The sequence below is a fragment of the Flavobacterium sp. genome, from assembly GCF_039916025.1.
Lineage (GTDB): Bacteria > Bacteroidota > Bacteroidia > Flavobacteriales > Flavobacteriaceae > Flavobacterium.
On record NZ_JBDSMB010000032.1, the window covers coordinates 1 to 16,024 of the forward strand.

Genomic DNA, 16,024 nt, shown 5'->3' on the forward strand with positions numbered 1-16,024 from the left:
TTACCGCCTTTTTTACCGGAGTCGCCGGTATTTAATTCAGCCATTTTATATTATTATTAAATATTAATAATCTTTTCCTCTTAAACCAGTAACTAAATTAAAGCTATTGATTTTTTGATCCTGCAAAATATCCATCACTCTTTTGATTTGAGGATATTCTTCCTTAGCATCGCCTTTAATTGCAAATTGAAGTTCTTTCGTTCCTCCATTTTCAATATTTGCTTTTCTTGCTCCTTGTATCCAATCTTGTAATTGATTGTTATCACCTATCGAATCAGTAGGGATTCCAGGCTGTACTCCTTTTTTAGCTCTATCGGATGCTTTCATAGCTAATAGTTGTTTCAATCCACCAAGAGGAACACCAAATTCGTCTATTAGAGCGAATTGTGTTTTTTCCTCATCAGTGAAATCCACTTTATATTTCGAAGCCATATAGTCTAAAGCACCCGAGCGAATAGCCCTATCTTTCATTCCAAAAAACACTCTGTCTTGTCCTTCGCTTTTACCAACCGTGATTGTTACCAACCCTGTTTCAGGTAATTTGGTCTGCACAGTTGAAGAAGGTGTGTCTACAGGAAGTGGTTCAGGCACTTTGGCCGTCGCCGTTAAGATAAAGAATGTAAGCAAAAGGAATGCTACGTCACACATCGCCGTCATATCGATGGATGTTGACTTTTTGGACATTTTTACTTTACCCATTATTTATTTGTTTTTATCACAATCATAGAATTTCTATAACTGTATTATTTTTTTAAACTTCCTCTGAATTTTCTGTACGTGTTCACGATAGTTGCACCTGCTTCATCAATAGAGTAAGTCAAAGTGTCAATTTTAGATGTAAAGAAGTTGTACATAACGATTGCTAACGCAGAAGTAGAGATACCTGTTGCAGTATTAATAAGTGCTTCAGAAATACCATTTGCTAACGCAGCCTGGTCTGGAGTTCCAGTAGAAGCTAACGCACCAAACGCCTTAATCATCCCTGTTACCGTTCCTAATAATCCGGCAAGTGTTCCAAGAGAAACTAATGTAGAAATGATAGTTAAATTTTTCTCTAACATTGGCATTTCAAGAGCTGTAGCTTCTTCAATTTCCTCACGGATAGTTTCTGCTGCATCTTCGCTATTGAATCCTTCAGCTTTTACTTCCTGATATTTCACTAATGCTGATTTCACTGCATTTGCAACAGAACCTTGTTGTTTATCACAAGCGTTGATAGCCTCGTCAATTTTTCCTCCTTTGATATCAGCTGTGACAGTTTTCATAAATGTATCCAGGTTTCCTTTACCTGCTGCTTTTGAAATAACTGCATAACGCTCAAATGAGAATACAATTACCATTAATAATAATCCCATCAAAACCGGCACAATTGGACCTCCTTTGTATACCATCGCCAAATAATTTCCTGCAATCGGGTGACCTGTGTTTACACCACCTTCGAAATTAGCACCATTACCCATGATAAAGTACCAAATAATCCATCCAACAAAAATACATGCTGCGATAATGATTCCTGAGATCATACCAACACCTTTTGAACCGCCTTCTTTTTTAACGTTTGCCATTTTTTTAAATTTTAATAGTTTTAATTAATTTATAAGTTTTAGTTGTTAATAAACTTGATTAGGAGCAAATTTAATTTTTTACTTTTAATAAAAAAACTTTTTTTAACATAAATACTGCATCCCACTAAATCGTATTTCATGCGTTATTCAGTCATTACAAACAATCATTAGATATAACATAAAAATACAATTGATTATTAGTGTTTTAATGCATATTTATATGTATAACGTGAAAAGCACTGAAAATGTATTTTTTAACAAAACTTTTTTTATTTATTTAAAATTAAACATTTTTATCCCAATTTGAAAACAATTAACATTTCCTTGCTTTTGAAAAAATACATTACTTTGTAATATCTTTATAATCTAAAAAATATCAAATGGCAACAGCAGCAGACTTTAGCAAACATATTAACGAAGGCTACGCTTCAAAAGGAGAAAGCATTACGCTTGGCGGTGCCATTTTAAATGGCGAACCAGTTGCTGATACTTTTGTAAAAGTTCCTTTAAAAACCCTAAACCGTCATGGATTAATTGCTGGTGCTACCGGAACAGGAAAAACAAAAACCATTCAGGTGCTGTCTGAACAGCTATCTTCCTTCGGAATTCCAGTTTTGATGATGGATATCAAAGGTGATTTTTCGGGAATTGCCAAAGAAGGAGAAGAAAAACCCTTTATCACCGAACGTCATGCTAAAATAAACATTCCTTATTCCATTGCTTCATTTCCTGTAGAATTGATGTCGCTTTCGCAGCAAAATGGCGTTCGGCTTCGCGCAACGGTTTCAGAGTTTGGCCCGGTTTTGTTTTCGAGAATTCTCGATTTGAATGACACACAAACTGGGGTTGTTTCTGTTATTTTCAAATATTGCGACGACAAGCAAATGCCTCTTCTGGATTTGAAAGACATTAAAAAAGTGCTAAATTACATCACTGAAGAAGGAAAAGAAGAAATTGAAGAAAACTACGGAAAGATTTCAACTTCTACGACAGGAATTATTCTTCGTAAGATTATCGAGTTAGAACAGCAAGGCGGCGATTTATTCTTTGGCGAAAAATCATTTGAAATCGATGATTTACTGCGCTTTGATGAAAACGGAAAAGGTTATGTAAACATCATCCGCCTGACGGATATTCAGGATAAACCAAAGTTATTCTCAACTTTCATGCTGAGCTTGTTAGCAGAAATCTATCAGCAAATGCCCGAAAAAGGCGATGCAGAACAGCCCGAATTGGTGATTTTCATTGATGAAGCGCATTTGATTTTTAACGAAGCGAGCAAAGCGTTGTTAGACCAAATTGAAACTATTATCAAATTAATCCGTTCCAAAGGCATTGGCGTCTACTTTGTTACGCAAAATCCAATGGATGTTCCGGCTAGTGTTTTGGCGCAATTGGGATTAAAAATCCAACATGCATTACGTGCGTTCACAGCAAATGACAGACAAGCCATCAAGCAAACTGCCGATAATTATCCGAGCTCAATTTACTATAAAACTGATGAAGTATTGACCAGTTTAGGGATTGGAGAAGCATTTGTAACTGCTTTGAATGAAAAAGGAATTCCAACACCATTAGCAGCAACAATGATGCGCGCACCAATGAGCAGAATGGATGTTTTAACTGATGCTGAAATTTCTGAAATCAACGTTAAATCTAAATTGGTCAGAAAATATGATGAAGAAATTGACCGCGAAAGTGCTTATGAAATATTAGCCAAAAAGATTGAAAGTGCTGTCCAACAAGCGGAAGCTCAGGCAGAAGAAGCACAAACTAAAGAAAAGAAAAGCAATGAGCCAAGCACGGCTTCTGTTATTGGAAAATCGGTAGTGAAAGTGGTAACAAGCGCAACTTTTATTCGTGGTGTTTTTGGAGTTTTGAGTAAAATATTCAGAAAATAAATGAAAGGATATTTGACCATTGTTTTGCTGATATTATCAAATGTTTTTATGACATTGGCCTGGTATGGCCATTTGAAATTCAAAGAACTCAAGTGGTTTGAAAATGCCGGTTTGATTACGATAGTTTTAATCAGTTGGGGATTGGCTTTGTTTGAATATTTTTTTCAGGTTCCGGCCAACAGAATTGGTTATGAAGGCAACGGCGGTCCATTTTCGCTGATGCAGCTCAAAGTTATACAAGAGGTAATTACCTTAGTGATATTTGTTGTTTTCTCATTGCTTTTCTTTAAAAATGAAAGCTTTCGATGGAATCACGCTGTTGGTTTTTGCTTTTTGATATTGGCAGTTTACTTTGTATTTAAAAAATAGAAAACATGAAAAAAATTATTCTTTGTTCGTTAACGATGTTACTCATTTGTTGTAACAAAAAACCTGATTCTGTTAATCCGGAAGCTCTAAAAGCGGAAGTCTTTAAAGCAGAAGATGATTTTAAGAATCTGGCTCAAACCAAGGGAATTCAGGAAGCTTTCTACACTTTTGCAGACAGCAATGCTGTGATTAAGCGCGACAACGATTCACTGATTCAGGGCAAAGAAGCCATAAAAACCTTTTTTAATGATCCAAAATTCAAAAAAGCAACTGTAACCTGGAAGCCTGATTTTGTTGATGTATCTAACGACGGAACTATGGCTTATACCTATGGAAAATTTGTTTGGACAACAACCGATTCGCTGGGAAATAAAAAAAAATTTAAAGGCCGCTTTCATACCGTTTGGAAGAAACAAAAAGATGGAAACTGGAAATTTGTTTGGGATTAATATTTAGCAAATGAAAAAATACTTCATCCAAAAATCGCCATTCGTTGTGCCAACAACCGATGGAAAAACTATCGAAGAGCATCACGGCATTGCAACTACAGGAAATCCTGAAATCTCCATTGCTCATATGATTGCTCCACCAAAATGGAGCGAACCCTTTCAAACTCCGGAGTTTGAAGAATACACTTATATCATTTCGGGGAAAAAGCAATTCATCATTGAAGGTGAAACAGTAATTTTAGAAGCTGGGCAATCCATCAAAATTGAAAAGAATACGCGAGTGCAATATTCAAATCCGTTTGACGAAGCGTGTGAATATATTGCGATTTGCAAACCTGCTTTTGATTTTACCAAAGTGCACCGAGAAGATTAAAAAAATTCAATAACAATCGAAATGGCAATCAAAATATTTAATTATTGAAATTGATATTGATTTTTGATATTGAAACTATTTCAGTAGTTCAATAATCTTATTTTCCACTTCTTTGCTGTTCCATTTTTCTTCTATGTTTTGCATTTGCATCACTTCTTCCATGATTTTATTCTGCAGATCGCCAAGCGCTAACGCTTCTGAATAAGGATGAAGGCTAAAAGTCACTCTGCTGTACAAAGGCTCCCATTTATCAGGATGTTTATCCGAGAACCATTTTTCTATCTTCTTTTGCAATAAGAATTTCTCATCGGCTGTTTTGGAACTCATTTCCATAAAGTTTCGGAATGACAGTTCTGCAATTGCATCAGCATTTGGTTTTCTGGATGTTTCGTATTCCTTAAAAATCGTTTCCCAATCATCACCATATTTTGAAATCATCTCATTCAAAATAGTAATGTCTTCAAAACCGGCATTCATTCCGTGACCATAAAAAGGCACAATGGCATGAGCAGAATCGCCAATTAGTGCCACTTTGTCTTCAAATGTCCAGGGAAAACATTTCATCATCACCAAATAACTGGTTGGGTTTTTGAAAAAATCTTCCACCAAATCGGGAATAACTGCAGCAGTATCGGGAAAATAATTAGCAAAGAAATCAACCAAGGCTGCTTCGTTTTTTAATTCTTCAAACGAATTTTCTCCTTCAAATGGCATAAACAAAGTGCAGGTAAAAGTACCATCCAGATTTGGCAAAGCCATCAGCATGAAATTGCCTCTAGGCCAGATGTGTAGTGAATTTTTATCAATCTTATGCGTTCCGTCAGGGTTTGCAGGAATGTGCAATTCTTTATAGCCCATTTTCATGAACTCCTGCGAGTAATTAAACATACTCTGACGCTGCATTCTGTGTCTGATTCTGGAGAAAGCACCATCGGCACCAAAGCATTTATCGTATTTCAATTCGGTCCATTCGCCTCTTTCAGAATCTCCAATATGAAGTGTTGCCGTTGATAAAGTAACATCCCAGATTTTATGCTCAAAAAAGAATTCAACGCCTTCGGCTTCTGCCAAATCAATCATTCTCCGGTTTAAAACGCCTCTCGACAATGAAAAAATAGCTTCACCATCTTTGCCATAATATTGATAATTGAGTTTTCCGTCTTTCATGTGGATGGCCCGTTTATCAACGGGAATTCCAATTTTTCGGATTTCATCATCAAGACCAACATCTTCCATGGCTTTCCAGCCACGATTTGACATCACTAAATTAATGGAACGTCCGGAGAATTCAACCGTTCTGATATCCGGACTTCTGTCATAAACATGAACCGTGTGGCCCTGTTTTTTGAGATATATTGCCAATAAAGTCCCGACTAAGCCCGAACCAACAACAGCAATTTTTTGTGGAGTTTGCATTTATTTTTACTAAACGGTTTTGCAAATTTAAGTGTTTGCCACGAATACACGAATGTTTTTTTTGACTTATTGCTTTGGTTTAAAAATCAGTTTAGTCGATGTTTTGATAATTTCCTTTTTGTTGAGTTTCATTTTTCTGAATTTTCCTTTGACAAATAAATTGGCTTGGTCATCATAATGTTTGCTCATTGGGTTTCCTGATTGTCCTGTTGGCAATACGCTCCAACTGTTTTCAATATCAGAGAAATCAATGATACGTCTTGTTGATGGTCCGCCTTTGACATTAATTTCGGCATCATCCGTATAAATAAACATTTGGTTATCGATAACTTCATTGGTGCCAGCTATGCCAAATGTTCCAACATTGAAAAACTTGCTAAATAATTTCACTTTCCCAATTGGATGCTGGAATTCCACTTTATGCACTTTCGCCCATTGCCATTGTTTAACATCAGAGCCTAATTGAGTTTCTAATGAAGCGACTGCTTCCTTGAAAGATTGTTTCAAAATATCTGCCTGCATTTCTTTTTTGTTTTTGGTATTGATGTTGTCCCACCAAACTGAAGTTGCATTCTGGCTTTGGTTTTCAATTACCTGCTTGATGATATGTGTGCTTAATAATAACTTGAAATTTTCTTCACCTAATTCATCTTCAAAGGTATTTTTGAAGTAAAAATAAATCCATTTGTTGTAGATAGTTGGTGCAATATCTTCCAGATTATGAGTGGCTTTCCATGTTTTTAAAACATTCAATGCTTGCTTTTCATTTTCAGAAAATTTGGAAACATCCAATGGCTTAGTCATATTAGCTACAATCGTTCCAGCTGTCGCCGATGTATTATCGGTAATCATTTTGGAAACATCTTCTTTGGTCCAATCATTTTTTGGCGATAACAAATCGTCGATTCTCGTCGCTCTGTCTTTTGGAAGATAATAACCAGGATACAGATAACCGTCAATTGCCTCGGGCTGATTGTTGGCGGTGTAAACATAATTCCATGGCGGATTTATAGCTGCGGGATTTTTGGCAAATGGCAACCATTCTTTCTTTTCATCAATGCCATTGGCACCATTTAAAATAAAATTTGTATTGACACTTTTATCAACTTTGTAAAGTTTGCCAGAAGTTATCCAGGCAATGTTTCCTTTGGCATCGCCATACATAATGTTTAATCCCGGCGCTTTTATTAATTCAATGTTTTTGTGGAAACTTTCCAAATTTTTAGCATGTGATAATTGATAAACAGCATCAAGGATTTGGCTTTTCTGTTGTGTGTAAATCCATGATATGGCAACTGATTTCTCCTGTTTCAATCCGTCTAACAAACCACTTACAACTGGTCCGTGTTGCGAGGTTTTAACGTTTAGCTTAAAGTCAGCGCTGTCTTTGACTTTGATAGTTTTTTGCTGATACGTATAGTTTTTATAACCATCAACTGTTTTGTATTGCTTATCATTATTCGGATTGTCTTCTTCCTGAAAGAAATCGACATCATCGTTTTCAAACATCGTCAATCCATAAGCATAGTTATGATTGTGTCCCAAAAGCGGAAATGGCGTTCCAGCTACATAATAGCCATAAATTTCATAATCCGGGCAAACAATGTGTGCCTCGTACCAGGTTCCCGGCTGCGAATACATAATATGTGGATCGTTGGCCAAAATTACTTTTCCGTTTTTGGTTTTAGCTCCGCTAATTACCCAACTATTGCTTCCGATAAAAGCCGGAACAGGTGAAGTTTCTAATAAAACGGTAACTGATTTTGATATGGCTGCATATTCCTTGTATTCGCCTTTATAGGATTTCAATTGTTTGGTTCCTAATTCACCATGAATACCGAAATCCCGCAGATATTCAATCCCGAAACGGTCTCGAATATCCGTTAATAATGGATCTGTTTTTTGAGCCATCGCAAAACTAAAAGACATAAATCCGAAGATATTGTACACATCTTTCAAAGTGAATTTTTCCTGTTTGATTCCGAGTAATCTCAATTCAACCGGTGTTGTTCCATGTTCGATATATTGATTGATTCCGTCCAGATAAGCGTTTGCCAAAATATAGGTTTGTGAATTCTTATCGAGATTGGCAACTGCTTGTTTAGAGTTTTCATCGATGCCAATGCCGGAGAAGAATTTATCCGTTTTTAAAGCTGGTGTTCCAAAGATTTCTGAAAGTCTTCCTGGAGCAATGCGACGCATCAATTCCATTTGCCATAATCTGTCCTGAGCATGAACATAACCCAAAGTTGTCATCGCATCTTTTTGAGTATCGGCATAAATATGCGGCACACCATATTCATCAAAATAAACAGTTGTGGGTTTGGAAATAGCAGCTAAATTCTCTTCACCTTCGTATTTTGGCTTTGTGGTTTGAAGAAATATAAATAAGGCAAGAGCAATTAAGACAATAAGGCTTACTAGAACGAGAATTATTTTCTTTATTATTTTCATGGCGAGAATGTTTGGTAAACAAATATAACGAATTGTGGATTTGGTTATTTGGTTATTTGTGAATTTGATTTAGCCATTATAAGCGCATATAATTTTATATCTTAGCTAAACAATTTGAGAATATGAAAGATAACAAATATGCAAACGGCAAGATAATTTCCGAACAGAAAGGCAATCAGCTAACTTATTTTTATAAAAATGGGCAACTAAAAGCGCAGGGAAATTTTATCAATAACCTGATGGAGGACAAGTGGATTTTTTACCGTGAAACTGGTCAGCTTTGGCAAATTGGTCATTTTAAAAACAGCATGAAACACGGCAATTTCATTCGCTATGACCGAAATGATAAACTGGAATATGACGAAAACTTTGATGATGGAAAAATTATAAAACGCAAAAAATGAATAGCACAGAAGAAATCGCAAATCGTTTTAGGGAAATTATTTTTAACGGAATCTGGGTTGCTAATACCAACTACAAACATCAATTAGCTGATTTGGATTGGGAAGTTACCACAAAACAAGTGGCTTCTTTAAATACGATTGCCATTTTGGCGCAGCATATTCATTATTACATCAGCGGAATTAATAATGTCTTTAATGGCGGAACTTTGGATATAAGAGACGCGTATAGTTTTGATTTTCCACTTATTCAATCTCAAGATGATTGGGAAGTTTTTTTATCAAAGTTTTGGAATGACTCCGAAGAATTTGCTTCTTTGATTGAACAAATGCCTGATGAAAAATTAGATTCAGTATTCGTTGATGCAAAATATGGAACCTATCGTCGGAATATCGATGCGATGATTGAGCACAGTTATTATCATTTGGGACAAATCGTTTTGCTGAAAAAAATGTTGTTAATTTAAAAATCAATTCACATGAAAAGAAGAGCTTTTTTGACCAATACCAGCTTGGCTGTAGCAGGTTTAACTACAACTTTATTTGTCACATCTTCCTGTTCTGACAAGAAAACAGAACCAGCGACGACAAACAAAACTGATAATGCCGATGATGATTTTGAGTTGAATGAAATGACCGTAACGGAACTTCAGGATAAAATGACTAAAGGCGATTATACTTCGGAACAAATTACCAAATTATACCTTGACCACATAGAAGCCATAGATAAAAATGGACCAAAACTAAATGCGATTATTGAGCTCAATCCTGATGCTTTAAACATTGCTAAAGCGATGGATAAAGAACGTAAAGAGGGCAAGATTAGAGGCACGCTTCATGGCATTCCTATACTGATAAAAGACAATATTGATACTGCAGATAAAATGATGACTACAGCGGGAGCACTCGCTTTAGAAGGAAACATAGCAAAGAAAGATGCTTTTATTGTTCAAAGATTGAGAGATGCAGGTGCAGTTTTATTAGGAAAAACAAATTTGAGTGAGTGGGCCAATTTTCGTTCATCCAATTCATGTTCGGGCTGGAGTAGCCGTGGCGGACAAACTAAAAATCCATATATCTTAGACCATTCGCCTTGCGGGTCGAGTTCAGGTTCTGGTTCAGCGGTGGCTGCTAATTTATGTGCCATTGCTGTTGGCACCGAAACAGATGGTTCGATTACTTGTCCGGCTTCAGTGAATGGAGCTGTCGGGATTAAACCGACTGTTGGTTTGGTTAGTCGCTCGGGCATTATTCCTATCTCGCATACGCAAGACACGGCAGGGCCATTGACCAGAACCGTTACCGATGCTGCTATATTATTGGAAGTTTTGGCTGGAGTTGATGAAAGCGATGCTGTGACTAAAGAAAGTGTTGGCAAAGTTGTCAAGTACACCAAGTTTCTTGATGCCAATGGATTGAAAGGTAAAAGAATTGGAGTCGAAAAGAAAAAATATACCAATCAATTTCTCAATCAACTACAAGAAAAAGCATTGGATATACTGAAAAATCAAGGTGCTACAATTGTGGAAATTGAATACTTAGACAGTGTAAATGCTTTAGGTAATGATGAGGTTGAAGTAATGAAATATGAATTCAAATATGGTGTAAATAACTATTTATCCAATACTAATGCTAAAATAAAAACTTTATCAGAAGTTATTGCCTTTAACAAACAAAACGAAGACAAAGCCATGCCCACATTTAAACAGGAAATCTTAGAAATGTGTGAAGCCAAAAAAGGTTTGGATGCTGCTGCTTATACCAAAGCATTGTCCAAAAGTCACAACGGAACGAAACAAATTTTAGACAACGTAATTAAAAAAAACAAGCTCGATGCCATAACCGGATTAACAATGGGACCGTCATGCAGTATTGATACAATTTATGGTGATCGTTGGGGCGATGTTTTCCTGACTGCTCCTGCAGCAATGAGTGGCTATCCTCATATTAGTGTGCCGTGTGGAAAAGTATATGAGTTGCCTGTAGGTTTATCGTTTTTTAGCGGTGCTTATCGTGAAGGTGAAATTATTGCTTTAGCATTTGCCTTCGAACAAGCAACTAAACATAGAGTGAAACCAGAGTTTAAGAAAGCATTTTTGGGATGATGGTTTTAGTATAATCATATACCCATATTAATAGAAATTACAGTTATGGCAGAAATTAAAACGAAAGCAACCGAAGTCAATGTTACCGAATTTATTCAAAAAGTGGATAATGAAGTCAAAAGAAATGACAGCTTTCAATTGGTAGAGTTTTTCAAAATGATTACAGGTTGCGAAGCAAAAATGTGGGGTCCGACAATTATTGGTTTTGGCAATTATCACTATAAATATGATAGCGGTCATGAAGGCGATATGCCCATAGCTGCATTTTCACCACGAAAAGATGCTATTGTATTTTATTTTGCAGAATTTAAGAACAGAGAACAATTATTAGAAAAACTTGGGAAGCATAAATCGGGTAAAGCCTGTGTTTATGTAAAAAAACTCGAAGATATTAACCTTTCTATTTTGGAAGAATTGACCAGAGCTTCGATACATTATATCTCATCAAAATATCCCGACAAATAAGAAAGCCCAGATAAAACTAGGCTTTCTTGAAATATATATAGCGGGTGCAAATTATTTTTTCTTACCATCAATAACGGCTCCTGTTCCTGCTCCTACTGCAGCTCCGGCCAAACCACCAATTATGGCTCCTTCACCTTTTTTCTTGCTGACAATAGCGCCTGTTACCGCTCCAACTCCAGCTCCAATTACAGCTCCTTTAGCTGCGCCACTCCATTTTTTTCTTTGTGGAGTTGCTGCCGCTGGTGCTGCTGCTTGATCATGGACAACTACTACTTGTTTTTCTCTTTCAATATTATTTTGATTTACAATTTGCATTGAATCGATAATACGTTGCTTCTCGGCAACTTGTTGCATTGAATCAATAGTAGCCTGATGTACATCATCAGTTATCACGCCTTGTTTATCTGTGTTTTTGCACGAGCTTAAACTTAAAACTCCTGCGACTGCTATAATCATTATTAAATTTTTCATAATAAATACATTTAAGGGTTACATGCAAAGTAATAGCAAAAGGCTGTTACAGTATTTACATGATTTTAATTAAAACTTATAGAATTAATGCTCTATTTTCTTTGAAAGCTAATCTCATTTTCCAACTTCCATGCCATTATTTATGGCAGTAATCATATCAATCACTTTATGGAAAAGTACAAATACTTTAAAATAAGAATTTTTAAGCTATATTTGAAATTAATATTTCAATAAATACCTACATTTATGATTATAAAACAACGAATAAATAGAACAGCCTCTTTTTATTTAATAATTGTATTAATCTGTCTATCCCACAACTTATATAGCCAGAATGAGAACAATCATAAAGAATTCAGTACGGTTATATGTAACTATTATTTGCCTTCAAATTTAAATGGTTTATCGGAATCTGCTTTTTTGGTAACCCCAAGAATCAGGATAGATAGATATGACGTTTCAGCTAATATAATTTTAGATATTAAAAAAACACAAAGCACTGCTGCTGATTCGAACCCGAGTTACACACACAGCTATAACTATAACGGCAAGAAATATAATCAGGATTTAGGTTATGAGCTCTTTGTTCCCGTCAGAGCAACAAACGTAAGGTTTGAGGTTATCGTTACTTATGGTTCAAAATCATGGACAAAAAACGTTAGCGGGATGACCGAGACATTCGGACCAATTGATAAAGATGCTACTGCTTCTGAAGTGAATGTGTATGTTAAAGTGGTTGGTCTAATGTTTAGTGGAACGAACCAAATTGAGAATAAAATACGTGAGTTAACAAAGCCTAAAGAAAAAGAAACAGTTAATCCTGTAAGTAGCGCTTCTTCAAATTCAAATTCCAGCTCTAATTCAAATTCTACTAAGCCAAAAACCACTAGTAATCAAACTACCACAAAGACAACTTCGTCTGCTTATTCATCGAACAAGAATGAGGAACCTATAGTGTACTCCAATAAAATAGAAGTAACGGGAAAAGGTAATGCACAAGTTTACCAGCAAAACGGAGAGTCCTATATGTTATATGAAAATGGGACAAAACAAAAAATATCAACTGAATATTATAATCAAACGCTGACAACATTAAAAGAGAATGAACAAATAACAAGTTCTAATCAACGTATTGCCAAAGGGAATGAAAAAATTCAAAGAGAACGGGATTCTATTGCCAAGATTAATGAGTCGGCAACTTTTGGAAATTATGTAAATCCGATGGGAACTAGTACTAAATCAAGCGATACAGAAGTTGTACTTGGCGCAGCAACATCAATATTAAACCAATGGGCGGCTAATAGTGAAGCCCGGCAGCAGAGAGAAGAACAAGAAGAAATGGCCCGATTGCTTGAATCTGACCGTAAAGCTGAAATAGCTTATAATATTAAAGTCGAAAAGGCAAAATTAGTTACCAATAGAAAATCATTGATTGCCAATTATCCTGATGGTAAAACTCCACTTTCCTCTCAGGCAAAAGATGTTTCGGAAGTCTACTTTTTTGTATACAGTTATAACCCTGCTCAAGTTGAAGAAGATTCTCCAAAAATTAGTATTTCAAATGTGTTTCCTATTGCCAAATTTGGAGATGGCACTTGGCCATTCAAAACAGGCGTGATGGAAAACATCTCGAAAACTATCAAAGTACTGCCACTCACTTTAGCAGGATTCTTCGTAAGTGAAGAAGAAGCGCAACAAAGTCAACAATATTTTGTTTCCAAAGCCACCAGAAGCGGTTTTATCATAAGCAACATTCAATATGCCGGTAAAAAATCAACCACTGCAGCTAACTCAAATGCTGACTTTTGGGGAAATGCTGAACAACCGGTGAAAAAGGAAACTCCTGCTGCTTCCAATGAAGTTGATTTTTGGGGAAATCCATCAACGCCTGCTACTGATAAAAAAACGGTGCCAAAACCTGCAGCTAAAAAAGAGGCAAAAGCAACCACAAAAGAAGTTGAAGTAGATTTTTGGGGAAATCCTGTTAAATAATAATTAATGAAAAAAATAATCGCAATAATTTTAGTGTCTTTAGCATCAGTACATTTCAGCTTTTCACAGAATCAACTTAAAGCAAAAATTGAATTTGAGGAAGCTGAAGCCGCGTTTTCGGAAAGTAATTTTGAAGAAGCCATAACAAAACTCAATAAAACCAATGAATTAATTGGTAAATGGTCACCTAATGTATCTTTCTTAAAAATTCAGGCATTGGATAAGCTCTCTGATTATACAAATAGCGACAATAAATTTACTGCACAGATAATTGAGGAAGTTCAACATTATATGAAATTTGCAAAAAGCAATGATGGACTTGTTCCGCAAGAAAAATTTAAGCTGGTATATGCCATTGAGAAAAATATAAATCAATTACAGGAAGTTGATGGCTGGAGCAAAATGCCTGAATTTATGTCCGGCGAAACTGCATACAAAAATAAAAATTATTCAGACGCCTTAAATTGGTATAAAAAAGCTGCTGACAAAGGCAATGGCAGAGCTATGGAGAATATTGGCGGTCTACATTCACTTGGAGAAGGAGTTCCAAAAGACGAAACTGAAGCGTTGAAATGGTTCAGAAAAGCTGCGGATGATGGGGATTATGCTGCAATGGAACTTTTGGCGATGATTTATTATGATGGTGAGGACGGGATTGTCAAAAACTTGGAAGAATCCATGATCTGGTATAAAAAACTCGCCGAAAAGGGACATAATAGTGCCATGTATAATATAGGCAATATGTATAAAGATGGTGAAGGTGCTTCAAAAGATATACTTGAAGCGATGAAATGGTACAGAAAAGCTGCTGATAAAGGACATACTCCGTCTATGCATTCGTTGGGCAGAATATATTATTATGGTGAACCCGGTGTAGTTTCACAAAGTTTTGAAGATGCAATGACCTGGTATAAAAAAGGGGCTCAAAAAGGTTATGAAATTGCCATGTTTTCAATTGGAGAAATGTACAAGGATGGTAAAGGGGTTCCACAAAATTATACAGCAGCCATGGACTGGTTTTTAAAAGCAGCAGATAAGGGATTTACAAGAGCCATGAAAAGAATCAGCGAGCTTTATTATAAAGGTTTAGGAGTACAAAAAGATGAAAAACTTGGGCTCGAATGGAGCCAGAAAGCTGATGCATCTAAAAAAAAATAATCTGATAGTAGTTATCAAATAATTTTTAAAAAGACTTATGAAAAAAATAATCACAATCGTCCTGTTCCTGCTTGGCTGTCATTTTGTGACCGCTCAAAACGCCACAATTGCCAAGTTAAAATATGAAGAGGCCGAGGAAGCCTACCTAGCAGACAATTATGAGACTGTGCTTATAAAACTTGATGAAGCACAAAAAGAATTTGGGAAAACAAACCCTCCAATAATGCACTTACGTATCATGGCGCAGTCAAAACTACTTGGAGAGTTTCCTCATAATAAAGGCGATTTACTGCTGAAATTAAATCAAAACTGTAAGTTTTATTTAAAAGAATATGAGAAAATAAGTGGCATAGAAGACAAATACAAAGAAGTCTACAAAACAATGGACGGCATTAGTATTTATTCCAGCAATCCAAACTTCTTTAAAGCCCGCGAACTTTATTATGGTGATTCCTCCGGATTCAAACAAGCTGTTGCCGTATGTCAAAAAGCAATTAGCGAAGGTGATTCTCATGCGATGAATTTATTGGGGCTGATGTATGGCAGTGGCAGTGGTGTTGAAAAAAGCCCAAAACTCGAATTAGAGTGGATTCAAAAATCAGCTAATGCCGGTTCCGTATTTGGAATACTGAGTTTGGGAAAATTTTACTTAAAAGGCCATGAATTAGTTGCAAAAGACAAAACAAAAGGCATAGAATACATCACTAAAGCAGCAAACAAAGGATTTTCTAATGCCATTAATGTTATGGGGGATATGTACTATTATGGTGAGTATGAAACACCCAGAAATTATAAAGCAGCTTCAGAATGGTATTTAAAAGCTGCGGAAAAAGGATCTATCAGTGCCATGAGGCAAGTTGGCAACATCAATTACTTTGGTGGCAACGGAGCTACTAAAGATTATA

At 36.0% G+C, this 16,024-nt stretch carries 16 protein-coding genes; 11 read left to right on the forward strand and 5 right to left on the reverse strand.

Annotated features, from left to right (window positions below):
* Positions 1 to 63: 63 nt before the first annotated feature.
* Both ABIQ27_RS01610 and ABIQ27_RS01615 read right to left on the reverse strand, forming a co-directional pair.
* Positions 64 to 699 carry a biopolymer transporter ExbD gene (locus tag ABIQ27_RS01610; RefSeq protein ID WP_348031431.1) on the reverse strand — a complete coding sequence of 212 codons (636 nt, stop codon included), beginning with the start codon at positions 697 to 699 and terminating at the stop codon, positions 64 to 66.
* A gap of 44 nt (positions 700 to 743) precedes the next feature.
* Complete coding sequence (locus tag ABIQ27_RS01615) at positions 744 to 1,565, reverse strand: MotA/TolQ/ExbB proton channel family protein (RefSeq protein ID WP_348031432.1); 822 nt, start codon at positions 1,563 to 1,565, stop codon at positions 744 to 746.
* A gap of 380 nt (positions 1,566 to 1,945) precedes the next feature.
* Here ABIQ27_RS01615 and ABIQ27_RS01620 point away from each other — a divergent pair, with 380 nt between their 5' ends.
* The 4 genes from ABIQ27_RS01620 to ABIQ27_RS01635 are packed head-to-tail and all read left to right on the forward strand — an operon-like array spanning position 1,946 to position 4,657.
* Positions 1,946 to 3,466, forward strand: coding sequence for a helicase HerA-like domain-containing protein (locus ABIQ27_RS01620; protein WP_348031434.1), 1,521 nt, complete (start codon positions 1,946 to 1,948; stop codon positions 3,464 to 3,466).
* Entirely contained in the window at positions 3,467 to 3,835 is a 369-nt protein-coding gene (locus ABIQ27_RS01625) for a DMT family protein (RefSeq protein ID WP_348031436.1), read from the forward strand.
* Between the two features lie 5 nt (positions 3,836 to 3,840).
* Positions 3,841 to 4,284 (forward strand): nuclear transport factor 2 family protein, encoded by a 444-nt coding sequence (locus ABIQ27_RS01630; RefSeq protein ID WP_348031438.1) that lies wholly within the window; start codon positions 3,841 to 3,843, stop codon positions 4,282 to 4,284.
* Between the two features lie 10 nt (positions 4,285 to 4,294).
* Positions 4,295 to 4,657, forward strand: a complete 363-nt coding sequence (locus ABIQ27_RS01635; RefSeq protein WP_348031440.1) for a cupin domain-containing protein — start codon at positions 4,295 to 4,297, stop codon at positions 4,655 to 4,657.
* 75 nt (positions 4,658 to 4,732) lie between these two features.
* Here the strand turns inward: ABIQ27_RS01635 and ABIQ27_RS01640 are convergent, their stop codons facing one another.
* Together ABIQ27_RS01640 and ABIQ27_RS01645 are read right to left on the reverse strand one after the other, a co-directional pair.
* Positions 4,733 to 6,073: an NAD(P)/FAD-dependent oxidoreductase gene (locus ABIQ27_RS01640; protein ID WP_348031442.1), complete on the reverse strand. Its 1,341-nt coding sequence runs from the start codon at positions 6,071 to 6,073 to the stop codon at positions 4,733 to 4,735.
* Positions 6,074 to 6,139: 66 nt separating this feature from the next.
* Positions 6,140 to 8,527: a penicillin acylase family protein gene (locus ABIQ27_RS01645; protein ID WP_348031444.1), complete on the reverse strand. Its 2,388-nt coding sequence runs from the start codon at positions 8,525 to 8,527 to the stop codon at positions 6,140 to 6,142.
* Between the two features lie 122 nt (positions 8,528 to 8,649).
* Between ABIQ27_RS01645 and ABIQ27_RS01650 the strand changes: the two genes are divergently transcribed.
* From ABIQ27_RS01650 to ABIQ27_RS01665, 4 genes are read left to right on the forward strand one after another with little or no spacing between them, the layout of a single operon-like run.
* The gene (locus tag ABIQ27_RS01650) at positions 8,650 to 8,931 is read left to right on the forward strand and encodes a hypothetical protein (protein ID WP_348031446.1); all 282 of its coding nucleotides are present in this window, start codon (positions 8,650 to 8,652) and stop codon (positions 8,929 to 8,931) included.
* Positions 8,928 to 9,395, forward strand: a complete 468-nt coding sequence (locus ABIQ27_RS01655; RefSeq protein WP_348031448.1) for a DUF1572 domain-containing protein — start codon at positions 8,928 to 8,930, stop codon at positions 9,393 to 9,395. The genes ABIQ27_RS01650 and ABIQ27_RS01655 overlap by 4 nt, the downstream gene beginning before the upstream one ends.
* 12 nt (positions 9,396 to 9,407) lie before the next feature.
* The gene (locus ABIQ27_RS01660; RefSeq protein ID WP_348031449.1) at positions 9,408 to 11,033 is read left to right on the forward strand and encodes an amidase; all 1,626 of its coding nucleotides are present in this window, start codon (positions 9,408 to 9,410) and stop codon (positions 11,031 to 11,033) included.
* Between the two features lie 45 nt (positions 11,034 to 11,078).
* Entirely contained in the window at positions 11,079 to 11,498 is a 420-nt protein-coding gene (locus ABIQ27_RS01665; protein ID WP_348031451.1) for a DUF1801 domain-containing protein, read from the forward strand.
* A 51-nt stretch (positions 11,499 to 11,549) separates the two neighbouring features.
* Here ABIQ27_RS01665 and ABIQ27_RS01670 read toward each other — a convergent pair whose 3' ends face one another.
* The gene (locus ABIQ27_RS01670; protein ID WP_348031452.1) at positions 11,550 to 11,969 is read right to left on the reverse strand and encodes a glycine zipper family protein; all 420 of its coding nucleotides are present in this window, start codon (positions 11,967 to 11,969) and stop codon (positions 11,550 to 11,552) included.
* Positions 11,970 to 12,215: 246 nt separating this feature from the next.
* Here ABIQ27_RS01670 and ABIQ27_RS01675 point away from each other — a divergent pair, with 246 nt between their 5' ends.
* The 3 genes from ABIQ27_RS01675 to ABIQ27_RS01685 all read left to right on the forward strand — a co-directional run.
* Complete coding sequence (locus ABIQ27_RS01675) at positions 12,216 to 13,961, forward strand: hypothetical protein (RefSeq protein ID WP_348031454.1); 1,746 nt, start codon at positions 12,216 to 12,218, stop codon at positions 13,959 to 13,961.
* A 6-nt stretch (positions 13,962 to 13,967) separates the two neighbouring features.
* The gene (locus ABIQ27_RS01680) at positions 13,968 to 15,119 is read left to right on the forward strand and encodes a tetratricopeptide repeat protein (protein WP_348031456.1); all 1,152 of its coding nucleotides are present in this window, start codon (positions 13,968 to 13,970) and stop codon (positions 15,117 to 15,119) included.
* Positions 15,120 to 15,156: 37 nt separating this feature from the next.
* A partial coding sequence (locus ABIQ27_RS01685; protein WP_348031458.1) for a tetratricopeptide repeat protein occupies positions 15,157 to 16,024 on the forward strand: 868 nt, incomplete at its 3' end.